The sequence below is a fragment of the Peptostreptococcus sp. genome (genome assembly GCF_036639115.1).
In the GTDB taxonomy this organism is placed as follows: Bacteria; Bacillota; Clostridia; order Peptostreptococcales; family Peptostreptococcaceae; genus Peptostreptococcus.
This window is the reverse complement of the sequence record NZ_JAVWJH010000001.1, coordinates 238,670-263,072: the sequence shown is the minus strand read 5'-3', so window position 1 is coordinate 263,072 and position 24,403 is coordinate 238,670. Positions and strand designations below refer to the sequence as shown.

26 protein-coding genes are annotated in these 24,403 nt (G+C 31.5%); 3 read left to right on the top strand and 23 right to left on the bottom strand.

The annotated features are described in order from the left end of the window. Positions 1–203 precede the first annotated feature (203 nt). Positions 204–1,232, bottom strand: coding sequence for an MBL fold metallo-hydrolase (locus tag RR561_RS01035; RefSeq protein ID WP_332505579.1), 1,029 nt, complete (start codon positions 1,230–1,232; stop codon positions 204–206). A 232-nt stretch (positions 1,233–1,464) separates the two neighbouring features. Between RR561_RS01035 and RR561_RS01030 the strand changes: the two genes are divergently transcribed. Next, positions 1,465–1,719: a hypothetical protein gene (locus tag RR561_RS01030; protein WP_332505578.1), complete on the top strand. Its 255-nt coding sequence runs from the start codon at positions 1,465–1,467 to the stop codon at positions 1,717–1,719. Between the two features lie 170 nt (positions 1,720–1,889). On the opposite strand, the gene fabZ is transcribed toward RR561_RS01030, so the two are convergent. The 18 genes from fabZ to RR561_RS00940 form a co-directional block, all read right to left on the bottom strand. Continuing rightward, positions 1,890–2,315, bottom strand: a complete 426-nt coding sequence (gene fabZ, locus RR561_RS01025) for a 3-hydroxyacyl-ACP dehydratase FabZ (protein ID WP_332505577.1) — start codon at positions 2,313–2,315, stop codon at positions 1,890–1,892. A gap of 27 nt (positions 2,316–2,342) precedes the next feature. Next, positions 2,343–3,578 (bottom strand): beta-ketoacyl-ACP synthase II, encoded by a 1,236-nt coding sequence (fabF, locus tag RR561_RS01020; protein ID WP_332505576.1) that lies wholly within the window; start codon positions 3,576–3,578, stop codon positions 2,343–2,345. Positions 3,579–3,591: 13 nt separating this feature from the next. Beyond that, the gene (fabG, locus tag RR561_RS01015; protein ID WP_332505575.1) at positions 3,592–4,338 is read right to left on the bottom strand and encodes a 3-oxoacyl-[acyl-carrier-protein] reductase; all 747 of its coding nucleotides are present in this window, start codon (positions 4,336–4,338) and stop codon (positions 3,592–3,594) included. Positions 4,339–4,341: 3 nt separating this feature from the next. Then, the gene (locus RR561_RS01010; protein WP_332505574.1) at positions 4,342–5,283 is read right to left on the bottom strand and encodes an ACP S-malonyltransferase; all 942 of its coding nucleotides are present in this window, start codon (positions 5,281–5,283) and stop codon (positions 4,342–4,344) included. Continuing rightward, positions 5,276–6,214, bottom strand: coding sequence for an enoyl-[acyl-carrier-protein] reductase FabK (gene fabK / locus RR561_RS01005; protein ID WP_332505573.1), 939 nt, complete (start codon positions 6,212–6,214; stop codon positions 5,276–5,278). The genes RR561_RS01010 and fabK overlap by 8 nt, the downstream gene beginning before the upstream one ends. A gap of 69 nt (positions 6,215–6,283) precedes the next feature. Continuing rightward, positions 6,284–6,508, bottom strand: coding sequence for an acyl carrier protein (locus tag RR561_RS01000; protein WP_332505572.1), 225 nt, complete (start codon positions 6,506–6,508; stop codon positions 6,284–6,286). Positions 6,509–6,539: 31 nt separating this feature from the next. Beyond that, the gene (locus tag RR561_RS00995; RefSeq protein ID WP_332505571.1) at positions 6,540–7,592 is read right to left on the bottom strand and encodes a beta-ketoacyl-ACP synthase III; all 1,053 of its coding nucleotides are present in this window, start codon (positions 7,590–7,592) and stop codon (positions 6,540–6,542) included. After that, a complete protein-coding gene (locus RR561_RS00990; RefSeq protein WP_332505570.1) occupies positions 7,582–8,148 on the bottom strand; it encodes a MarR family winged helix-turn-helix transcriptional regulator in 567 nt (188 codons plus the stop codon). The genes RR561_RS00995 and RR561_RS00990 overlap by 11 nt, the downstream gene beginning before the upstream one ends. Positions 8,149–8,175: 27 nt before the next feature. Further along, positions 8,176–8,916, bottom strand: coding sequence for a carboxyl transferase domain-containing protein (locus tag RR561_RS00985; RefSeq protein ID WP_332505569.1), 741 nt, complete (start codon positions 8,914–8,916; stop codon positions 8,176–8,178). Between the two features lie 4 nt (positions 8,917–8,920). Continuing rightward, positions 8,921–9,766 carry an acetyl-CoA carboxylase, carboxyltransferase subunit beta gene (accD, locus tag RR561_RS00980; protein ID WP_332505568.1) on the bottom strand — a complete coding sequence of 282 codons (846 nt, stop codon included), beginning with the start codon at positions 9,764–9,766 and terminating at the stop codon, positions 8,921–8,923. A 22-nt stretch (positions 9,767–9,788) separates the two neighbouring features. After that, positions 9,789–11,159, bottom strand: a complete 1,371-nt coding sequence (gene accC, locus RR561_RS00975; RefSeq protein ID WP_332505567.1) for an acetyl-CoA carboxylase biotin carboxylase subunit — start codon at positions 11,157–11,159, stop codon at positions 9,789–9,791. Next, positions 11,152–11,700, bottom strand: a complete 549-nt coding sequence (locus RR561_RS00970) for an acetyl-CoA carboxylase biotin carboxyl carrier protein (protein WP_332505566.1) — start codon at positions 11,698–11,700, stop codon at positions 11,152–11,154. The genes accC and RR561_RS00970 overlap by 8 nt, the downstream gene beginning before the upstream one ends. A gap of 420 nt (positions 11,701–12,120) precedes the next feature. Then, positions 12,121–12,849, bottom strand: coding sequence for a helix-turn-helix transcriptional regulator (locus tag RR561_RS00965; RefSeq protein ID WP_332505565.1), 729 nt, complete (start codon positions 12,847–12,849; stop codon positions 12,121–12,123). A 191-nt stretch (positions 12,850–13,040) separates the two neighbouring features. Further along, entirely contained in the window at positions 13,041–14,096 is a 1,056-nt protein-coding gene (gene buk / locus RR561_RS00960) for a butyrate kinase (RefSeq protein ID WP_332505564.1), read from the bottom strand. 174 nt (positions 14,097–14,270) lie between these two features. Continuing rightward, positions 14,271–15,167 (bottom strand): bifunctional enoyl-CoA hydratase/phosphate acetyltransferase, encoded by an 897-nt coding sequence (locus RR561_RS00955; protein WP_332505563.1) that lies wholly within the window; start codon positions 15,165–15,167, stop codon positions 14,271–14,273. Positions 15,168–15,408: 241 nt separating this feature from the next. Continuing rightward, on the bottom strand, positions 15,409–15,981 hold the full coding sequence (locus tag RR561_RS00950) for an indolepyruvate oxidoreductase subunit beta (RefSeq protein WP_332505562.1): 573 nt from the start codon (positions 15,979–15,981) through the stop codon (positions 15,409–15,411). Between the two features lies 1 nt (position 15,982). Next, the gene (gene iorA / locus RR561_RS00945) at positions 15,983–17,770 is read right to left on the bottom strand and encodes an indolepyruvate ferredoxin oxidoreductase subunit alpha (RefSeq protein WP_332505561.1); all 1,788 of its coding nucleotides are present in this window, start codon (positions 17,768–17,770) and stop codon (positions 15,983–15,985) included. A 471-nt stretch (positions 17,771–18,241) separates the two neighbouring features. After that, complete coding sequence (locus RR561_RS00940) at positions 18,242–19,507, bottom strand: hypothetical protein (protein WP_332505560.1); 1,266 nt, start codon at positions 19,505–19,507, stop codon at positions 18,242–18,244. Between the two features lie 200 nt (positions 19,508–19,707). Here RR561_RS00940 and RR561_RS00935 point away from each other — a divergent pair, with 200 nt between their 5' ends. Both RR561_RS00935 and RR561_RS00930 read left to right on the top strand, forming a co-directional pair. Next, positions 19,708–20,445: an HAD family hydrolase gene (locus RR561_RS00935; RefSeq protein WP_332505559.1), complete on the top strand. Its 738-nt coding sequence runs from the start codon at positions 19,708–19,710 to the stop codon at positions 20,443–20,445. Positions 20,446–20,591: 146 nt separating this feature from the next. Then, positions 20,592–20,993 (top strand): hypothetical protein, encoded by a 402-nt coding sequence (locus RR561_RS00930; protein ID WP_332505558.1) that lies wholly within the window; start codon positions 20,592–20,594, stop codon positions 20,991–20,993. Here the strand turns inward: RR561_RS00930 and RR561_RS00925 are convergent. The 4 genes from RR561_RS00925 to RR561_RS00910 all read right to left on the bottom strand — a co-directional run bounded on the left by RR561_RS00925 (position 20,977) and on the right by RR561_RS00910 (position 24,368). Continuing rightward, positions 20,977–21,126: a hypothetical protein gene (locus RR561_RS00925; protein ID WP_332505557.1), complete on the bottom strand. Its 150-nt coding sequence runs from the start codon at positions 21,124–21,126 to the stop codon at positions 20,977–20,979. The two genes, RR561_RS00930 and RR561_RS00925, sit on opposite strands and share 17 nt — an antisense overlap. A 424-nt stretch (positions 21,127–21,550) precedes the next feature. Next, entirely contained in the window at positions 21,551–22,453 is a 903-nt protein-coding gene (locus RR561_RS00920) for a hypothetical protein (protein WP_332505556.1), read from the bottom strand. 246 nt (positions 22,454–22,699) lie between these two features. Then, positions 22,700–23,143, bottom strand: coding sequence for a Fe-S cluster assembly sulfur transfer protein SufU (gene sufU, locus RR561_RS00915; RefSeq protein ID WP_332505555.1), 444 nt, complete (start codon positions 23,141–23,143; stop codon positions 22,700–22,702). After that, positions 23,133–24,368, bottom strand: coding sequence for an aminotransferase class V-fold PLP-dependent enzyme (locus RR561_RS00910; RefSeq protein WP_332505554.1), 1,236 nt, complete (start codon positions 24,366–24,368; stop codon positions 23,133–23,135). The genes sufU and RR561_RS00910 overlap by 11 nt, the downstream gene beginning before the upstream one ends. Positions 24,369–24,403: the final 35 nt, after the last annotated feature.

Below are 24,403 nucleotides of genomic sequence, written 5' to 3'. Positions count from 1 at the left end.
TAAATATTTTCGCATTATTTAACATATCTCAGCTTTTGAGATATAATTTTTTATTTTAAAAAACTTTATAAAAGCCCAACTTGAGCTTTTATAAAATTTATATAGTTTTTCTAAATTGATCTACTTATTGTTCTATAACTTCTCATGTAGATTACTCTAAAATATCGCTTAATTTCTATGAATATAAAATATCATAGAATCTCCTATACATCACAATACAATAAGCCACCTTCGCCTTTTAAAACATCCTTATTAATAACATATTTTAGTATATTATTATCTAGTCTATACTCAATAACATCAGTATCTAGTAAATATGATATAGTAGCATTAAGAGAATTTCTATATTCTAAATAGGCTATATAGTTACACATCAACTTCCTTCTATCTAAAAATTCTTTGATAAGCTCATCAAATGTTCTTGGACGTTCCAAGAAATCAAGCACAAATTCTACTAGACCCATTAAGGCTTCATAATTATAATTTGCTACTTCCATCATTTCTTCTTTTGAATATACTTTACTAGAATGACCTAACACTCCTAACTCAAAATCCAAAATTCTTACTCTATCCAAAGACTTTATTTGACTTGAATAATCGCTCATAAATAAAAATTCAAACTTTTCTAAGGAATTTTTTGAAATCATTAAATCTGCAAAAAAAGCAACTTTATCATCTGTAATAACACCAATACAGCCCTCTGTGTGTCCTGAACAATCCACTATTTCAAAATCATGTCCATTTAGCCTCAGTGTTTGACCTGGATAAATTACTTCATCAATTTTTTTGGGATGAAGTATATATTTACTTAATTCTTTTTCTAAGATCTGGGTTCTTCTCCCCCCAGTTAAGAAATCCATGTATATATCAGGATTTTCAATATATAACTTGGATTTATATGAAGAAAATATCTTCACATCCTTGTATCTTTCCTTTATTTGATGATTTCCACCACTGTGATCTTCATGCTCATGAGTACTGATAATATACTTAACTGTGATATTGTTATCATCTAATATTTCGATCATTCTTTCTTGTCTTTTTCCGCCCAGACCTGTGTCTATTAATAAAGCAGATCTGTCCTCGAAAATATACACTCCTGTATTAGTACCTCCTCTAATCCAGAAAGTATTACCTTTAATGTTCTTCAACTTCATCATAATTATACCACCAATTGTATTTTTTAACCTTCTAATAGTTACATCGTCACTAACCTTTTTCAATCTATTCATAGTTACATCACCACCTTTATTTTACCATAGTTTGCCCGTAAATAACAAAATAAATATAGATTTCACGATTAGACTATTTAATTTTACGATTTTTTTCTTTATATTAATTTATTATTTACTATAATCAATTTTCTTGGTATTATATAATAACAAAGATATGAGATTGTATCGTGTATGTTTCAGTAAATTCTGAAATATATTTATATAAAACTTAGTTTCAAAAGGAGGAAATATGAATCGTTATACAAAAATAATAAACATGATGGGAAGCTATTATACAAGAGATTTTGAAAAAGAGAAAAAAGATGTTATAAAGGTGAGAGAAGTTCGAGAAGAAACTGTCAAAAAATCCTTTTTACAAGGTGATTGTGAGGTTTTAGTAATATTTGAGGATACAAAAAAAGAATTTTTAATAGATGATTTCTCTCCAGTAGATGAAATTAAAAAATATCTTGGTGCATCATTTGTCGCAAAAAACAGAAGATAGTAATATTTGAGTATATTTAAGAAATATTTATTGATATTATGAGATAGATATTTCCTAAATATTTCTAATTTTTTATTTGAATTAATTGTAACATTTCAAAGTTAACAAGTTCATTTAAAGTCATTATATAAGCCCTTGCATAATATGCAAGGGCTTATATAATGACTTTACTATTTACCAATAAAAAAACCTATCTCTGCCTCTGCACAAATTTCTCCATCACATAATATTTTTCCCAAACCGACACCATAATTTCTTCTCATCTTAGAAATTTCTACAAAAATATCTAATTTGTCCCCTGGTCTGACTTCTCTTCTAAATTTCGCATTTTTTATAGATGAAAAAAATGCAAGCTTGCCTTTATTCTCTTCCATGGACAGTATAGATACTGCTCCTGTTTGAGCTATAGCCTCAACTAATAAAACTCCTGGCATTACATTGTGCTCTGGAAAGTGTCCCTGAAACCACGGCTCTGTTGCCGTCACACATTTTACTGAATGAGCACTTTTTCCTATCTCCATATCACATATCTTATCTATTAATAAGAACGGATATCTGTGAGGTATTATTTCTTTAATTTCTTCTATATTTAACATATTTTACCTTTCTGAGGGTATGAATTTTTATTTATTATACCTTTTTAAAAGTATTGTTGAGTTATGACCACCAAATCCTAATGAATTACTCATTGCATATTCTATTTCTTCATATCTTGTCCCATCTGTCACATAGTCAAGATCACAACTTTCGTCCTTGCATTTATAATTGATAGTTGATGGAATAAATTCCTCTTTTAAAGCATATGCACATACTACTGCTTCTGCAGATCCAGCTGCTCCTAGCATATGACCAGTCATAGATTTACTTGATGAAACTGCTATATTTTCACTGTGATTTTTGAATAATTTTTTAATTGCATTTGTTTCTATTTCATCATTTAACGGAGTACTTGTTCCATGGGCATTTATATAGTCAACTTCTGTAATATCTATTTCTGCCTCTTTTATTGAATCTTTCATAGACTGAATCACTCCCTTACCATCTGGATTAGGCGCAGTGATATGATAGGCATCACTTGCTTGTCCATATCCCACGATTTCACAGATGATATTTGCATCTCTTTTTATAGCTGAGTCCAAAGACTCTAAAAGAAGTATCGCAGCTCCTTCTCCCATCACAAACCCATTTCTTTCTTTGTCAAATGGAATCGATGCTCTATTTATATCATCTGAAAATGAAAGTGCCGACATAGCTTCAAAACCAGAAACAGCAAGCTCACATATAGATGCTTCACATCCTCCTGCAAATACAGCATCTTGGTACCCATCTTTTATTAGTCTATAGGCATGTCCTATGCAGTCAGTTCCTGTTGCGCAAGCTGATACATCAGATATACAGACACCTCTTGTTCCTAGCTCAATAGACACATGCCCCGCTGCCATATTAATAATTGATTTTGGTATAAAGTGAGATGACACTCTCTTTGGACCTTTACTTAAGTATTTTTTATGTTCTTCTTCTATACTAATTATTCCACCTATACCACTTCCAACTACCACACCTGTTCTAAACGAATTTTCTTCAGTAATTATGTAAGCACTATTTTTAGATGCCTCTTTGGCTGCTACTAAAGCAAACTGCAAGAATCTATCCTTTTTTCTACTTCCCTCTATATTAAATTCCTTAGGATCGAAATTTTTCACCTCAGCTGCTAGCTTAGTCTTGTACAGAGAATTATCGAATGCACTTATTTCTCCAATTCCATTTACACATCCTTTTATATTTGATATGAAATCCAATACATTATTTCCAACTGGGCTTATCACGCCTGCTCCAGTAATTACAACTCTTTTTTTCATATATTATCCTCCTCTATATTGCTGAGAGACCTCCATCTACACTGATTACTTGACCCGTAATATATCTTCCTGAATCACTTGCAAGAAATGATACTAGATTTGCAATATCTTCTGGGTGTCCAATTGTCTTTAAAGGAATCATGTTAATTATATTTTCTTTAATATTGTCTGGAACGGCATCTGTCATATCTGTCTTTATAAATCCTGGTGCAATCGCATTTACAGTTACACCATAAGATCCCAACTCTGCTGCCAAAGTTCTTGTAATACCTATTACTCCTGCCTTAGATGCTGAATAATTAGTCTGACCTACATTTCCTACAACTCCCGCCAGTGAAGAAAGGTTTATTATTCTTCCATGTTTCTGTTTAGTCATTTTTCTTGCTACTTGCTTAGTGCAGTTAAATACTCCTTTTAAGTTTGTATCAATAACATCATCAAAATCAGATTCTTTCATCCTTACAAACATTTTATCCTTAGTTATGCCTGCATTATTGACCAACACATCAATGTCACCATATCTATCCTGTATTTCTGATAAGGCATGTTCCGTTTCAGAAAAATTTTTCACATCAAATTTTACACAAAATGCCTTTATCCCTTTATTTTCTAACTCTTCAACTAGAGAATTTGCCTTATCATCAGAGCTTACATAACTAAATCCTACTATGTATCCATCTTTTGCCAACTTCTCAACTATAGCTCTTCCTATTCCCCTCGAACCTCCTGTTACAAAGGCAACATTATTATCAATACTCATTTTCTACACCTCATCATTTATTTTTTTTATATCAGATAATTTTTCTATATTTAAGACTTGCACAGTTTTGTCTATTTTTTTGACAAATCCCGTCAAAGTTTTTCCAGGACCAACCTCTATAAAGCTATTACATCCTCGCTCTATCATATTTAAAACACATCTCTCAAACAAAACTGTTGAATACATTTGCTTCTTAAGTTTATCTACAATATTTGTTTCTGATGTATACACTTCTCCATCTAGATTTGAAAATACATTGATATCAGTATTTCTATAAGAAATTTTTTTGAGATATTTTTCAAATTGATTCGAGGATTCTTTTAGAATATCCGTATGAAAAGGTCCTTCTACATCCAACCTTACTGTTCTTTTTATTTTGTTTTCTTTACATAGGCTCTCAAGTCTATCCAAAGCAGAATACTGACCACCTACCACTATTTGAGAGGGGGAGTTCAAATTACATATAGAAAGTATTTCATTTTCTTTTGCTTGTTCAATAAGAGAGCTAACAGTCTCTTCATCAGACCTTGAAATAGCTATCATAGAACCCTTATTAGCTGCACCCTTCTCCATAATAACTCCCCTATTGTAAAGTAATTCTACTGCAGACTCTATATCAAATATACCTGATGCACATAAGGCACTGTATTCTCCTAGACTGAGTCCTGCCATTGATGTAACTTCTATATCATTTTTATCCAATATATCTTCTTTTAGTATAGAGTATAAAGATAAACTATTCAAAAAAATAGCTAGTTGAGCATATCTAGTGTGAGATAGATCTTTAGAAGAAGCTTTCATTACTATATCAAAGGTATTTTTATCTACTATTTTTTCAAATATCTTATATATGTTTTCACATGATTTTTTTTCTATTATTTCTTTTCCCATACCTCCATACTGAGATCCTTGACCAGGAAATAATATTGCTATTTTTCTACTCATATATAGACTTTACCGTCCTTTCATATCCTTTCATTAAATCATCTATTATTTCTCTGCAACTTTCTTTCTTATTTATAAGACCTGCTATTTGACCTGCCATAACTGATCCATTTTCTACATCTCCATCTACCACTGCAGATCTTAGGCTCCCTGATCCAAATTTTTCCAACTCTTCTATACTTGCATTTTTTTCTTCAAGCTTTCTAAAGTTTTTTGCGAATTTATTTTTTAATACTCTTACGGGATGCCCTGTAGACTGACCAGTTACAATACTTGATGTATCCTTAGCCTTTATTACTTTTTCCTTATACTCATCAGAAACATTACATTCTTCAGCCAGCAAAAACCTAGTACCAAGCTGTACTCCTGATGCTCCTAAACAAAATGCTGCAGACATTCCTCTGCCGTCAGCTATTCCACCTGCTGCTATTACTGGTATATCTACTGAATCTACAATCTGAGGTATTAGTGACATAGTGTTTATGACTCCTACATGACCTCCTGCCTCTGCACCTTCCGCTATCACAGCTACTACTCCATCATTTCTCTGCATTCGAATTGCCTGTGAAACAGATGGAACCACTGGTATTATTTTGACATTATTTTCATTTAATTTCTTAAAATATTTTCCTGGATTTCCTGCTCCTGTCACTACTATTTTGACATTTTCTTCTATCACTGCATCTATAATATCTTCTATAAATGGACTTAATAGCATTATATTTAGGGCGAAAGGCTTATTTGTCATTGTTTTTACTTTTCTAATTTGTTCTATTACCCATTCCTTTGGAGCGTTTCCAGCCGCTATAATTCCAAGACCTCCTGCATTGGATACTGCAGATGCTAAATCAGCATCCGCTATCCAAGCCATACCTCCCTGAAAGATAGGATATTGTATTTCTAATAAATCACAAATTTCATTTTTTTTCATAATCTTATCCTTCTATTTTAATTTTTAATAATTTGATATATAAAATTTAGTTTATAAAAGATTTCTCTACTACATTTTCTTAGATATATACTCTTCAATTTTTTTGGGAGTTCTAAGAGTTTCTATAGCCTCATCTTCTACCTCTATATCAAACTCTTCTTCTATTTCTGTCATTATATCCATTACATCTAGTGAATCTGCTTCCAAATCTTCCTGTATATCACTATCATCCTTTATTAATTTTAATTCTATATCCAACTGTTCTGCTAATATTTCCTTTACTTTTGATAACATTTTTTATTCTCCTTTTTTTACCTTAATTTTATTATTTTATTTTAAATAGAATTCCACCATAGCTCAGTCCCCCGCCAAATGCTAGGGATAAAAGATACTTTCCTCTACTTTCTTTGAGGTATGTATTCTTTAGTGCCTCATCTAGTGCTATAGGAACACTTGCTGATGATGTGTTTCCATATTTATCCAAGTTTATAAACCATTTCTCAATTCCTAGATTGCTCTTTTCTGCAAGAGTCTGTATTATTCTTTTGTTTGCCTGATGTGGCACTATCATCGCAATATCTTCATTTTTTATATTATTTTTTTTCAAAAGTTTATCTATTACTTTAACTCCTATATCCGTAGCAAACTTATATATTTGTCTTCCATTCATTTCTATAAATGGTGAAACTTCATCTGACACTTTATCTTTTGAATCCACAGTCAGATACTTTTTCTTGTCATATATTCCACCCAATATAGCATCTTTTATCTCAAGCTTTATTAAGTTATTTGAGACTTCATTTTCCAAGTACTCATCTTGCTTTTCATAGACTTTTGAATTATTTTTTCCTTTTAACAGTTCATTTTTGTACTCACTGTTTTCTAATAATGCACATCCTGCACCATCTCCAAATAATATACAACTAGATCTATCTGTCCAATCAATAAATTTTGATAATCTTTCTGATCCCACTACCAAGGCATACTTATAGTTCATATCCTTCATCATTGACTTTGCTATTGTCATTGAGTATATAAAACCACTGCACGCTGCATTTACATCGAAACAAACTGCATTTTCTATACCAAGGTGACCTGCTGTAGTATATGATGAAGATGGTACCTTTGTGTCTGATGATATTGTTGCAAATAACAATAGCCCTATTTCATCTTTATCTATATTTACATCTTTAAGAGCTCTCTCACAAGCCTTACTAGCAAGTTCTTCTGTTGTATTATACTTTGCTATATGTCTTGTCTTTATTCCTGTTCTTTCCAATATCCATTTGTCATTTGTGTCTACCATTTTTGAAAGTGATTCATTATCAAGAATTTCATCTGTGGCGTAACTTCCTGTCGAAATTATATTAATAGACATTGTTACCTCCATATTCCTTTAATAAGAATTTATTTATATTTTTTAATACTTGTATCAAATCCTTATCTTCTTTTAATTTTAAATCTATCATCAAATTTTCAATCATTTCATCGTGAAAATTTCTATGTATTTTATACGCTAGCTCTCCTTTTGCTGTTAGCCTTGCAATTACTACTCTTTTATCATTTTTACTTCTAATTCTTTGGGCGTAGCTTTTCTTTTCCAACTTATCCATTGTACTGGTCAAAGTGCCTAGCGATATATCCAGATCACTTGCTACTTTTGACATTCTCTTTCCTATACCACTCCCTATTGCCTCTATTGCATGTACTTCTGTAAGAGATAAATCTTTTATCCCTCTTGATTTTAATGATATCTCTTCAATCATCAATATATTTTTAAATAAATCAACTATAATATCATTTATAACTTTTCTTGTATCCTTGTAATCCAATTCCTCTACAGAATTTAGAGTTTCTTTGTTTTTTTCAAGTTTATTATTTTCCTTTTTTTCTATAGAGTTTTCTGTGATTGTTTTTTTGTTTGTCTCTTCCATAGTTTTCATGCACTCAATTCTTTTATACTATCCTCCAAGTATTTTTCTATACTTGCTATGTCTTTTTTTCAATATTTTATCTGTTGAAATCAAATAATTTTTCTCTAAGAACTTTAATATTTCGTTTTTAAGATGATAAAGTTCCCCACCATCTTCCCTTATTATATTGTCTACAAAACCATCTTCCATAAGCTCCTGACTTGTCAATCTCATAAGTTTTGCTGCTTCATCTTTTTTATTCGTGTCTCTCCACAATATACTTGCGAATCCCTCAGGAGATAAAATAGAGTATACACTGTTTTCTAGCATCCACAATTCATCTGTTACTCCAAGCGCCAATGCTCCACCACTTCCACCTTCTCCTATTACTATTGATAAAGTAGGTATCTTTAATTGGGAAAATTTATATATACAATTTGCTATTGCGCCCGATTGTCCTCTTTGCTCTGCTTCAATACCACAATCCGCTCCTGGAGTATCTATTAAAGTAATTACTGGCATTTTATATTTTTGAGCGTAGTCAATCAATCTTAAAACTTTTCTATAGCCTTCAGGATTTGACATTCCGAAGTTGCAATCTTTTTGTTGCCCTATTATCACTACAGAGTGCTCATCTATCATCCCTATACCAGCAACTATTGCCTTATCATCTGAATATAATCTGTCTCCATGGAACTCTACAAATGGTTTGCATAAGTATTTTATGTAATCTTTGGACTTAAGCCTATTTGGATTTCTTGCCTTTCTAACTATATCGATTGCTTCCAATGTATTAGCCCCTCCTTTTTATTTTAGAGTGTATATTCAATACATCTGCTAGAGTATCTCTTATAAGCTCTCTTTTCACCACCATATCTACCAAACCATGCTCTAATAAAAATTCTGCCTTTTGAAAACCTTCAGGTAGCCTACTTCCCGTTACCTGTTGTATAACTCTTGGACCTGCAAAACCTATTAAAGCACCTTTTTCTGCAATTATTATATCTCCTAAGTTTGCAAAACTTGCACTCACACCTCCAGTAGTTGGATCCGTCAATACAGAAATATATAAAAGCCCCTTTTCATTGTGTTTTGCTATTGCCTGTGATGTCTTTGCCATCTGCATCAAAGAAAACATACCTTCTTGCATCCTAGCTCCTCCTGATGCAGTGAATATTATAAGGGGGTATCTCTTCTTAATAGATAGTTCTATGCTTTTCGTTATTTTTTCTCCTACAGTAGAACCCATGCTCCCCATCATAAATCTAGTATCCATCACCGCTATAACTAGTTTTATATCATCTATCTTTGCCACACCACATACTACCGCTTCATCTTCTTTTATTTTTTTTCTTAAATTCACTTGCTTTTCTTTATATTCTGGAAATTCCAGAGGATCTCTTATCTTTCTTTCCTTGAAATACTCTGTAAAGCTGTCCTTGTCCACTATACTTTCGATTCTTTCTCTTGCGCTCATTTTCATATATTTTTCGCATAGTGGGCATATTTTATTTTTCTTATCTATTTCACTTTTAAAAAACAAGCCCTCACATTCTGGACACTTTACAGCAAAATCTGCCTGTATATTTATAGAGTGTGCAGCCTTATATTTTTTCCTTTTAAAATGTTGTAATATCATCCATAATTCTCCTATAATCTGCTTAACTTTTTTTATCAATACTAGCTTTAAGCATATCTTCCAAGTATGATGTCGAAAAGTTTCCAGATAAAAAATCATTCCCTCCAATAATATTTTTATTAAATTCTATATTTGTTTTTATTCCATCTATTGCCAGTTCACTCAAGGCTCTCAGCATTATACTAATCGCTTCATCACGATTCTTACCAAATGTTACTATCTTTGCCAACATAGAGTCATAAAATGGTAATACTTCATATCCTTGGTATATAGCACTATCTACTCTAACTCCATATCCTCCTGGAATGTTGAGTCCTTCTATTTTACCTACGCTTGGAAGAAAATTATTTTCTGAATCATAAGCATTTATTCTGCATTCAATCGAATGACCTGTTATTAGTATATCTTCTTGCCCGTAACTTAATTTATTTTGAGCCGCTATATTTATTTGTTCTCTTACAATATCAATTCCAGTTGTCATTTCAGTTACTGGATGCTCTACCTGAATTCTAGTATTCATTTCCATAAAGTATAACTGATTGTCAGATGACACTAGATATTCTATAGTTCCTGCATTTGTGTACCCTATCTCATTTACCACATCTACAGACATTTCATATAATCTATCCAGTGTTTCTTTATCTATATATTTCGCTGGTGCTTCTTCAATTATTTTTTGATGATTCATCTGCATAGAGCAATCTCTAGCTCCTAAATGTATCACATTTCCAAATTCATCTGCAATAATTTGAACTTCTATATGCCTTGGAGATTCTATATATTTTTCCATATATACATCTCTGTCAGCAAAGGCATTTTCTGCTTCTTTTTGTGCCGATTTAACTGATACTTCGAGTTCATCTTCAGATCGTACAACTCTCATACCTTTTCCACCACCGCCTGATTTCGCCTTAATTATGACTGGGTATCCTATATCACTTGCCAATTTTTTTGCCAAATCAATATTTTCTATTATCCCATCAGATCCTGGGACCACAGGTATACCCTTTGATTTCATGATTTTCTTTGAAGCATCTTTATTACCCATTAATTCCATCACTTTACTACTTGGTCCAATTAATTTGATATTATAGATTTCACACATCTTTGCAAAGCTAGGGTTTTCAGACAAAAATCCAAATCCAGGATGTATTGCATCTGCACCTGTAACTATTGCTGCATTTATTATTTGCATTTTATTTAAATAGCTATCATTCACATTTCTTGGTCCAACACATATAGATTCATCTGCCATTTTAGTGTGTAAAGAGTCTCTATCAACATCTGAAAATATGGCTACACTCTTAATTTTCATATCCTTTAAAGTTCTAATTATTCTTACAGCTATTTCTCCTCTGTTTGCTATTAGAACCTTATTTATATTTCTAGTCATCAAATCCCCTCACTTCGAATAAATCCTGACCAAATTCTACTATTTCTTCATCTTGAATTAGACATTTAAGAACTTCACAATCAAAAGGTGCCTTTATCTCATTCATCAGTTTCATGGATTCAATAATACATATAACTTCTCCCTTTTTAACTTTGCTTTGTTCTTTTACAAAACTTTCTTCATCTGGTGAGGCCTTACTGTAAAAAGTTCCTATCATATTTGATTTAATACTAGTTTTTTTCTTATCCTCTAATTTTTTGATATCTTCTATATTTCTATTCTCAATTGTTTCTAAATCAATATTATTTTGATTATCAATATATTTTCCATCATAATCAGTATAAACCTTTTTTTCATAAATACTTTGACACTTATCTAATTTATTATGCTTTCCTGATTTTTTTTCACCTTTAAAAATCTCTTCAGATAGATTATTCCTTTTAAGTTTTATTCTTTCTCCATTTTTTTCGCTATATTCTAGCTCTTTTATATCTATTTCCTTCATCGTTAAAGCCAATTCTTTTATAAATTCAATCTCCATTTTTTTACCTCTTCAATTTATTATTTTGATTGTCAAAGTATCTTTTTATATTATAGTCCAGTGTTTTTTATATGTCAACATCTTATTTTAGTTTGTATAACAAAATAAAGTTAGATTATATAACTTTTATAAGTCTATTTAAATTTATTTATAAATGAAGTTTGTTTAAGGTTTACTATATCGATAGTATTTTAGATTTATTTTTTTCAGATAAATTTAATTTTACCTTTTATATATAGAAATAAAAAAATCGACAGAAAATCGCCGATTAAAAATATATGATGCTGTTTTTTCTCAAAAGTAAACAAGAACCTTAGGGGGTAAGGTTCTTGTTTGGGGAGATTGAGTATTTTAATTTATTATGTTTGTATTATATATTTGCCCAATAAAAAACTTTTTAAACATTTTTTAAAAATTTTTTTATTCAGACTCACTATTTTCTATTTCATTGAGGTAATTATATATAGTATACCTAGACAAACCCAGCTGTTCAGCTATGTATGGAACGCTCTTTTGTATCTTAAATACCCCTGAGTCCTTCAAATTTTTAATAAGACATATTCTGTCTTTTTTATTCATATTCACTATTGGTTTATCCATCTTTTCAAGCTCTATCATAAATTTATGCTCTACTAATTCCCCGTTGTCAAAAGCATCATACTCATCATATATTTCATCCCCCATTGATAAAAATTTCTTCAATGTTTTTTGAATAGCTGTCAAATCATCACAATCATAGTTTATACAGAAAGATATATTTCTTCCAAAAGCTCTAGTTACTATTGTAGATGATTTTATCTCTTTCCTTATTTTTTTATTTGCCTTCTTGTAATTAATATTGTAGCCACCCTTACTTCTTTCTATCAGTTCTCCAGATCTAGTATTTAGAGGATCCCCTACTTTTCTATCCGTAACATGTCCGTTATATATAGAAAGAACGGAATTGTCAGGACTATCTAAATCCGAAATTACCACTTCACAATTATTTCCAAACATCTCTGAAATGATAACGGCTAAAGTGTTTAAAAACACCATAAAAGTATCGTAATCGTTTACTGTTCCTTTATATTCTCCAAGCTGCATCTTAATTAGGGCAAGTATACCCAATCTATTACATAGTTGGGGAGGAATTGCCCTTCCTCCTTCCAAAACGTTTTCACCAATTCTTATAATAACTAACTTTTATCTTTTTTTCAAGCAATAAATCACTTTTTGATATACAATTATTAAATAAAGAATTGTTTTCTAACTATTTAAAACAATATTGATTTCAAATCCACGTCATTATAAATAAGTTGACAAAATACCCCAGCACATTCTTTCTGTGTGGGGTATTTTTATTATAATCTTAAATAATCTGCCTTTTCTTCACCCTTCATCACTCTGTAGCCTCCAGCTGCAAGAGCCTTCATCTCAAATTCACCTGGATAAAGAGTAACTGGAGCTATAAAGGATACCTTATCTATAACCCACTGAGTAAGCATTTTTGAATGTGCCATACCACCAGTTAGCAGTATTCCATCTATTTTTCCATCATCTACTACTGCCAATGAACCAATAGTTTTTGCTATCTGATAGGCCATACCCTTGTATACCAAAAGAGCCTCTTCATTGCCCTCTTCAATCATCTTCTCTACCTCTCTAGCGTCATTTGTACCTAGATAGGATATAAGTCCACCTGTACTGTCTTCATATCTCTGTAGAGCCTGTGCACCACCCTTATCAGCTATTGTAATGCAGCTATATATAGGTAAGAATCCTGCTCTATTTGTAGAGAATGGACCTTCATCAGATGATGATATATCTACCAAATGACCATTTTTTTGGAAGTTCATAGATATCCCTCCACCTAAATGTGCAACTATTATAGAAGAGTTGTAATAATCTAGCCCTTTATCCTTGCAATATCTCATTGCAACTGCTCTAGTATTAAGAGCATGTGAGAAACTTCTTCTAGGATACTCTTTTACACCTGATAGTCTCGCTAGGTCAGTAAGTTCATCTACTGATACCGCATCATATATATATGCTGGTATATCAGCCTCCTTAGATATCATTCTAGCTACTAAAGCACCCAAGTTTGATGCATGTATCTGAGCTGGATGATTTCTCATAATATCACATAATTCATCATCAACTACATATGCCCCTGTGTGTAGCGGTGGAAGCATTCCACCTCTTGATACTATAACATCTAAGTCTGAAACCTTTATCTTGTTATCGTCTAAGAATTTAACTACTTGCTTGTATCTCATATCAGTTTGATCATATAAATCATTAAATTGTTTCAATACATTTGCATCAATCGTAATATTTTCTATGATTTTTTCCTCTAAATCTTCATATATTCCAACTTTTGTAGAGGTTGAACCTGGATTAATAATTAGTATTTTCATAAAATACCACCTTTCAAAATTAGGCAGTTTCAGACCCCTCTCAAATAAGGGATCTAAAAGCTGCCTTTATTAGGTTTATAATTTTCTTTATCTTAACAATTTGCTTTTTAAATCTATATAGTTTCTATTTTCAATAAATTTCTCAACAAAGAATTTTCATGGCTAAATTACTTTTTATTTGTTGACAAGTGCTGCCATAGCTATTGACAGATATTTCTCCTCAGCTGAAGCACTTCTTGATGTAAGTAGAATCAAACACTTAGCTCCAACTATAAATCCTGCCATTTTACCCTGTGCAGCAAAATTAAATGTCTTATCTAAGATATTTCCTGCCTGAATATCTGGAGCCAATAATATATCTGGATCCCCAGCGACTTCACTATCATATTCCTTAATTTCTTTTGCTTTCTTTGAATATGCAAGGTCAAAAGATATAGGACCTTCTACTATACAATCCTTAATCTCACCTCTTAGGTTTCTTGCCTTTAATTCACCTGCATCAACTGTAGAAGGCATCTTAGGATTAACCTTTTCTATAGCAGATAAGCAAGCTACCTTAGGACGTTCATATCCCAATTTATGGTATATCTCAACCGCATTTTCTATAATCTTTTGTTTTTGTTCAACGTCTGGATACATACACATACCACCATCTGTAATAGTGATTAATTTATGATATGTTGGAACTTGTTCAAATGACATATGACTCATTAGTCTGTCTGTTCTCAAGCCCTTATCCTTATCTACAACTGCCTTCATAAGTACTGCAGTTTCTATATGTCCCTTTAATATAAAGTCAATTTTGCCTTCTCTAACAAGCTCTACTACCTTCTCAGCACCTTCTGAATCAGATTCTACATTTATTATTTCATAGTCCTTATTGGCACCCTTTTCTTTTAAGATCTTGCGTATCTCGTCCTCATGACCTACAAATATAGGCTTTGCAAGCTCTAGCTCTTCACCAGCAAGTGCACCACCTATAGCTGCTTCATCTGCCATACAGACACCGCAACGCTTCATTTCATGAAAGGCCTTTACCTTTTCTATTACTTCATCAAAATTTCTTAACATACCATACCCCCAATACAAGTATTTTGCTTGTATATTCATTTTATAAATTTTACCAAAGTTAAACTCGGTAATCTCTAAATACATTATATACTATTTTAAATAACATGCTTTAGTTTATAAATAATTTTAATAATAGCTAGCTATACAAATCTTCGCCCGTACCTCTATCTGTGAAGACTAGCACACACGATTTTCCATATAGCTAGCATAATATTATTTAATTACTTAAGGAGTTATATTATTATACTAATCCCATACCAACTCTAAAAGCCTTCTTATTTACATCAATAAATTTAGGCTTAACATTTTCTTCTATTATCTTGTCCCAGTTGATATCTTCTAGCTTCATACTCTTTACTATAGTACCTAGTAAAATTATATTCATAACTTTAGGGTTTCCTAGCTTTTCTGCCTCTGCAGTTGCATCAAAAGCATGAAGTGTTCCTGCCTTTTCCTTTATAAGTTCAACAGTGTTATCTGGATATTTATCCTTACCACTAAGAACTCCTATAGGGTTAAATCTTACTGTATTCAGTACTACTACGCCGTTTGGCTTTAAATAATCTATATTTCTAAGAACTTCTAGTTCTTCAAATCCCATTATTATATCAGCTTCACCTAGTGGAACAACTGGTGAATAAACCTTATCTCCATATCTTAAGTGAGTAAGAACCTGACCTTCTCTCTGGCTCATTCCGTGAACTTCACTCATCTTAACGTCATATCCTGCGCTCATTAGTCCAATTGTCAATAGTTTACTCGCAGTTATTGTTCCCTGACCACCTATTCCAGTTAATAATACATTTTTAGTCATATTATTTTACCACCTTTCCTATTGCACCTACAGGACATACCTGTGCACATACACTACAGCCTACACACTTGTTGATGTCTATTGAAGATTTCTTGATTTCAGTCTTAAATGATATTGCTGGACATCCAGTCTTTGTACACTTCTTACATCCTATACATTTTTCTTCATCTACTTCATATCTATCCTGGAATGATCCTGGGAAGTTTTGCTTGTCTTCTTCAGACTGTACCTTAAGAGCACATGGCCACCAAGTAAGTATTACTGATGGTTCATTAAGAGCTAAAGCCCAGTCAAATGCAGCATTCACTTCATCTAAGTTATTAGGGTTTACTCTCTTAATATTTTTAACACCGATAGCTCTAACAAGTGTTTCTATATCTATTTCACTAGTTGCATCTCCTTGAGCTGTAAATCCAGTACCAGGATTTTGCTGCTGACCAGTCATACCAGTGATTCTATTATCTAATATACAAGTAACAGCACTACTGTTGTTATATACTGCATCTATTAAAGAAGTTATTCCTGAATGGAAGAATGTTGAATCACCAATTATTGATACAACTCTTACGTCCTGATCATCATCCATTCCAAATACCTGTGCTGCACCATGACCCATACTTACACTCGCACCCATACATAGAGTCATATCCATTGCATTATAAGGAGCTCCGTATCCTAGAGTATAACATCCTATATCTCCAGAAATCATAACATTTTTTCTCTTACCTAAAGTATAGAAGAATCCTCTATGTGGACATCCTGCACAGAAAGTAGGTGCACGATTTATCATTACTTCCTTAGCTTCTTCAAATATTTCTACATCCTTACCATAAACTGACTTTCTAATTACTTCTGGAATCATTTCACCATATCTTGGGAATATATCCTTACCATGACATGCAATTCCTAGTGCCTTTATATGTTCTTCCATTATTGGATCATTTTCTTCTATTACGTATATCTTATCTACCTTTTCAGCAAATTCTTTAAACAATTTGTCTGGTAGTGGATTAGAAAATCCTACCTTAAGATAAGACGCATTGTCACCAAATACTTCCTTAGCATATAGGTAACAATCTCCAGACGCTACTACGCCTATCTTTGTATCATTGTACTCTGTAAAGTTCCACTTACAATTATTTGAGTACTCATATAGATCGTCCATTCTCTTAAATACATGTTGTTTTCTTACCTTTGCGTTTGCAGGTACCATTACATATTTTTGTGGTTCTTTTTTCCACTTTTTAATAGCGACTTCCTGTCTATCTTCAATCTCAACAAGTCCCTTTGAATGACAGACACGAGTAGTCATTCTTAACATTATTGGAGTATCATGTTTTTCACTTAATTCATATGCTTCTTTTACCATAAGCTTACAGTCTTCACTATCAGAAGGTTCAAACATAGGAACAAAAGCTGCTCTTGCTAAGTGTCTATTATCCTGTTCATTCTGTGAAGAGAACTGTCCTGGCTCATCTGCAGACACAATTACAAGACCACCACTTACACCAGAATAAGCTGCTGTAAAAAATGGGTCAGCTGCAACGTTTAAACCAACGTGCTTCATAGATGCAAAAGATCTTGCACCTGCAACACTTGCACCAATAGCAGATTCTAAGGCAACCTTCTCGTTAGGAGCCCATTCTGCAAATAAGTATTTTCTGTCGTAATTTGATAGATTTTCTAAAATTTCAGTACTCGGAGTACCTGGGTATGCTGCGGCAAATCTTACGCCGGACTCAAATACACCTCTAGCGATGGCTTCATCGCCTGTCATTAATTTCTTCATAATACTACCTCCTAAGTATTTAATAAAAAACATAAATTTATTTTAAAACGTTTCCAAATGATACGCCGTTAATAAATACGCATCCATACCATAGTTATACCATTCTCATGATTTTATGTCAACACATTGTTTATTTTGTTATATTTTTACACAGTTTATCAATATATTAATTTTCTCAATTTTCTATTATTTTAGAATACTTTATCTTGTATGTACCTACTTTTTGAAGAAAGATCTCAAAAAACTTTTAAATAAAAAAATTGATGATAATATTTTAACAGCAATAAGTATTTTTTCTCTCAATTTTATCTACAATAAAAACAGCATACAGTTTGAACTGTATGCTGACTATATAATCTTATTTTAAATCACTAAACAAGAACATTCTTTATTTTCATATCAAATATTGCGATAATCTTACCTTCATATATAACTAGTCTTGTCTTGTTTAATTAAACACAAAGGCTAGTTTTAATCGATAAAATCGTAGAAATCGTCATTTCCAGATTCAACAAAATCAAACAAAACATTTTGTTCAAATTTATATATATTTTCTTTATCTACTAGTTTATTTAACTCATTTGATAAAGACTCTTCTATTAATTCCCTCGACCTTTCATTGTAAGTCGCAAGAAATAATCTATCCTTATTTAGGTATATTATAAACATTATATCATTGTTTATAACGTATATATCACTATCCAAATGAGTATTATCAAAGTAATACTGTATATATAAGCTTCCACAATCAAATTGAATACCTTGAATTGCTGGGTATGCATTATATATTTTATTTTCAATTATCTCTTTATTTTCTTTTGATGTATCCTTTATATTATAGATATCTATTGTTTCTTCCTTAGATATAATATCAAATACCTCAAAATCATATATAGCATTTGTATGCATTATCATAAAAGACCTAAGAGAGTATTTCATTTTTTCATTTTCGTGTATTATATCTTCTTCATCGTCATCAATCTCTTTATCAATCATGACTACTACCTTTGCCTCATAATAGCCATCACTATCTTCATACACACAATTGCAAACAAACTTATCATCTTTCTTTTTTTCTATTTCATTATATAATAGAGCTCCATTAATGTTGGTAATGTGTAAATCTGCAACATCTTCATTGCCAGAATAATACAGCAAAGACTCTCTATCCCTAGCTACCAACCTCATAATCATATAGTTTACAAATTCGTTATCTGTTTCTACCCTCTTGCATATCTTTTTAAAAACAGTCTTTTTTATATCTCTATATAAAATTCTGCCAGAAGATTCTTTATCTTCATCTGAATGTTTTTTATCTATATTCTTGTTTTTGTACTCTAGATCTGATTCAAGTTCTTCATTATCTTGGTCATCTTGTAAAATATTCAACTTATTGTATAACTCACTATATTTATTTTTAATGTCTTCACTAAAACTATCTGGAAGCGACTTTTCATATCTTATATTTTTGTTCATATATTCATACACCAAAAAACAAGCTTCTTCTTCATTCATAGAAATATTGACACCACCTAAACCGCCATATTTCTGTCTATAAAAGCTTTCTCTTTCGTGCTCAGATGCATCTTCCATTCTATAAAAGTCTGATATTCCAAGACCTTCCGCGTCTAACATAAAAATATGTGAAATTATCTTATTGTCTATTACCCACTCTATTAAAAGCATCATAGTACCCATTAATCTAGTATTAGTACAAAAAGATTTTTTAAAATTCATATACCCTCCTTAATTTAAACCAACTATTAATTGGAATTTATTTTCTCAACATATTATTATACCATAGTTTCATATCTTGTCACGTAAATATATAAATCCGTATTAATTTAGGTTAATTATCTTATTTTTTTACTTAAAGTTAATGAATATGACTCTTTTTTCTGATATAATGAATCTAATATTACAAAAGGCGGTGAAATATGAACAATACAGCAGCATTTTTTGATATTGATGGAACTCTTTATAGAGATTCATTATTAATAGAACATTTTAGAAAGTTAATTAAATATGAATTAATTGATGAAAGAGAATGGTCAGAACACCTTCAAACTACATATAATAACTGGGATAAAAGACAGGGAAACTATGATGATTATATGTATGAAATCTCAGATCAATATGTAGGCGCAATTATAGGTCTCAAAAAATCTGATATAGATTTTGCTAGTAGACAGGTTATTAAACTAAAGGCTGATAGAGTCTATAAATATACTCGCTCTAGAATTAAGTGGCACAAAGAACAAGGTCATAAAGTAATTTTTATATCTGGATCACCCGATTATTTAGTTCAGAGAATGGCAGAAAAATATGATGTAGATGATAATATGGGTAGTATGTATATTGTAGAAGACGGAAAAATGACAGGAGAAGTAATCCCTATGTGGGATTCTGACAGCAAAGATATGGCCATGGACATTTTTATCAAGAAATATGACATAGACATGACAAAATCATTTGCCTATGGAGATACAAACGGTGATATTTCAATGCTTAAAAGAGTTGGAAATCCGGTTGCAATTAATCCTACAAGAGAGCTTCTTTCCTACATGAATAGTGATCCTTTCCTAAGAGAAAATGCAAAAGTCGTTGTTGAAAGAAAAGATGTTATATATCAGCTTTCTTCAAAGGTCAACCATATAGAAGATTGTTGCAAATAAAATAAAAAACAATATAATATATCTATACATTAAACAAACATAAATTTTTAATTTTAATATAGTCTTTAATACATCTTATACAAATAAGGTCTATTAATTTCTATATTATATAAAATGCATATAATTACGTTTAAAGGAGTGATAATATGAGCTATGCAGACTATTCTTACGCAAGAGATTTATTTAGTAAGGGCAACTTTAAAGGATGTTATGATAACCTAAATAGTTTTGACTATAGAGGTGCAGAATGGTACTTCCTAAGAGGTGTATCAGCTATGAATCTTGGTTACTATGAAGAAGGAGAAGACTTCATCAAAAGAGCTAAGTTTATGGATCCTGAAAACCAAGAGTATGAAAGAGCTTTTAATAATTACATAGAATATAGAAACGGATATAATGATAGAGCAGATTATTACAATAGAAGCAGAAATAACCTAGATAATGGTGGTTGCTGTTGCTGTGGTGACTGCTGCAACACTTGTTGTACACTATGGTGCTGTGACTCATGCTGCGAATGTATGGGTGGAGATCTTATTCCATGTTGCTAAATAACAAGGCAAGGGCGATTTCATTTTCTGGAGTCGTACTTGCCTTTAATTCATTAGTATTTGTTTTAATCAATATTATACCTACAAATACAATTTCTCTGCTAGCAATCGCATCATTATTTTCATCAATCATTGTAATTGAGCTCGGTTTAAGATATGCGTCTATATATACTCTGTCATCAATTTTTTTGAGTTTTTTTATAATTTCAAATAAAATACATTTTTTAAGTTATCTCTTTTTATTTTCAGCCTATCCACTTGTAAAGGCTCTAATAGAAAAATACATTAAAAAAATACCAATCCAATTGCTTTTTAAATTATTGTATACAGCCATCGTATCACTTTTGTTGTATTACGTTTCTAGTGTTTTTATAAACTACAAGCTAATACTTCCTAATAATTTTGCCTTTGGAATTTATATATTACTATTTATAGCTGGATTTTTTCTTTACGATTATATTTTCACGCTATTTATCAAATATTATAATCAAAAAATAAGAAATAGAATAATAAAAAAGTAGGAAGATACATTCCTACTTTTTCTATATATTTAATATTTACTTATCTTCTTTTTCCAGAGAATCAGCTATTCTTTCTAGAGAATCAGCTATTCTTTTCATTGTCTTTAGATAGTCCTGAAAATCATCCATTCCTTCTTCTACTACATCTAATACCTCTGTATTGTCAGCCAATCTTTCTAACTCATCTAATAACTCAGACTTATCAGCAATTTTGTCCAACGCTTCTAAAAGATTTGTGCTGTCACTTCTATTTGCATCGTCATAAAATTTAACTTTGACATCTGATGTATCCGTCAAAAAATCATCTTCAGCAAAAATTGTTTGTTTATCAATATCTGAGCTGTCATCTAACTGATCTAGATAATTAAAATCATACATACTCTCATAATCATCTAGCTTTTTTTCATCAAGCTTATCTTTTTCTATTATCTCACTTCTTTTAAAATCTTCCATCAAAACATCATCATCTTCTAATAGTTCATCATTGTTATCATCTGATATTTTCTCAAGTTCTCTTGTGACTTCATAATCTTCGTCTTCATAAGCTATATTCAAAGCAGGTTTTTCTTCTAAAAATATCTCTTCGCCATCAAGAAACTTTCCTTCATCTTCTTCATCCTTACCTAGAGCCTTTAACTCTTCTAGCATAGGTATCATACCTGAATCATCTAGCTCAAATCCAGCATCTTCATCACTATTCTCATCTACTGAGTCTAAATCTAAATCATCCTTCTCATCCTCAGTAAATAAATCTAAGTCATCATCTTCGCTAGCTTCATCAAATAATTCCAAGTCACCGTCTTCGTTATCTTCATCAAGTAGCTCTAAATCATTTCTATCATAAGTTATCTCTTCATCATTATTTTCTTCTATTTTTTTGTCAACAGAATCTATTTCTTCATCAAATTCTAGTAATCTTTTGTCTTTTTTATAAACCATAATACCACCTCTTAGAAATAATAAACCCCTCCATCATACAATATCTCAAGTATATTATACCCTAATTTCTAAAAAAAATCCACAATATAGAAAAGCGGGCATCCATATAAACAATTGATGTCCGCTTTCTTTACTATTTTTTCTAAATATTTCTTATCGAATTACTAATTATACTTCATAAAACAAAAAACAATAAATTTTCAGTTTATTATTTTATAATATTAGTAGTTGATAATCAAGATATAATTATTTTCCTTCAAAGTTGCCGTCTATAATATTAGATAGTGTATGCCAAGCAAGCACTGCACATTTTACTCTGGCAGGCATATTTGATACATTTTCTAAGACTACTGCATCACCTAGTTCATCTATTAGGCTATCATCTACATCGACTTCTTTTTTAATCATACCTATAAACTTCTCAGTTAGCTTTTTAGCTTCATGTATATCCTTACCTTTAATAAGGTCAATCATCATAGATGCAGAGGCTCTTGATATAGCACAGCCTTCTCCTACATAACTTGCATCTTTGATTATATCTCCATCCATTTCAATCTCAAGTGTAATTTCATCTCCACAGCTTGGATTATGTCCTAACTCTTTGAATGTTGGATCATCTAATTCTCTTCTATTAGACTTATTGTTACTTTCCTGAAGTAACATATCTGTATATAAACTCTTAAGATCCATATCCCATCACCTTTCTAACTTCCTTTAACTTTTCAACAAAAAAGTCAATTTCTTCAAATGTATTATATATTGCAAAACTAGCTCTACAAGTAGAGTTTTGATGTATAAAGCTATGTAGAGGCATTGCACAATGATGACCTGTTCTAATAGCAATGTTGAAGCTATCAAGTACAGTAGATACATCATGTGAATGTATATCCTTCACATTAAAATCTATCAATGGTGATCTAACATAGCTTGGAGTAGAGTATATCTCAACAAAATCCAACTCACTCATCTTCTTGTATGCATAGTCTGTTAATTCTAATTCGTGTTCATGAATATTTTCTATTCCTACTCTTTCCATAAAGTCTATGGCTGCACCTAAAGCTATTGCACCGCCGACATTTTGAGTACCTGCTTCGAATTTTGCTGGTGCTGGTGCAAATGTAGTTGTTTGCTCATAAACATATTCTATCATATCTCCACCGTACATAAATGGAACCATAGAGTCAAGAAGTTCTTTCTTTCCATATAGTACACCTATTCCCATTGGAGCATACATCTTATGTCCTGAGAAAGATATAAAGTCAACGTTCCAATCCTGAACATCCATTCTTACATGAGGTGATAACTGTGCTGCATCAATAGATACCACTGCACCTACTTCATGAGCTAGTCTTGTCACTTCCTTAACATCCATTACTCCACCAACAGTATTTGACGCTCCTGCTAGTGCTACTAACTTAGTCTTTTCATTTAAAATTTCCTTGTACTGTTTCATATCTAGTTCATTTTTATCATCAAGATATACATATCTCAATACAGCACCTGTCTTTTCAGCAACATACTGCCAAGTAACAAGATTACTATGGTGTTCATATATTGATAAAACTATTTCATCTCCTTCTTTTAGCTTTTCTATTGCATATGAATAAGCTATAAGATTTAGAGCTTCTGTAGTATTTCTTACGAATATTATTTCATTTACTGATTTGGCATTCATAAACTTTCTTACTTTTTCTCTTGCACCTTCATACAGATCAGTAGATAACATTCCTAGATAGTGTGCTCCTCTATGTGGATTAGCACACTGGTAGCTATAGTAGTTAGCCAGTGAATCTATTACGCACTGAGGTTTTTGAGAAGTTGCACCATTATCAAAATAAATTATCTTTCTTCCTATCTTTTCTTCATCAAGATAAGGGAATTCTTTTCTTATTTCCATTATTGTGTCCTTGTTCATTTTTTACACCTCACATATAATATTCCAAGTACTAT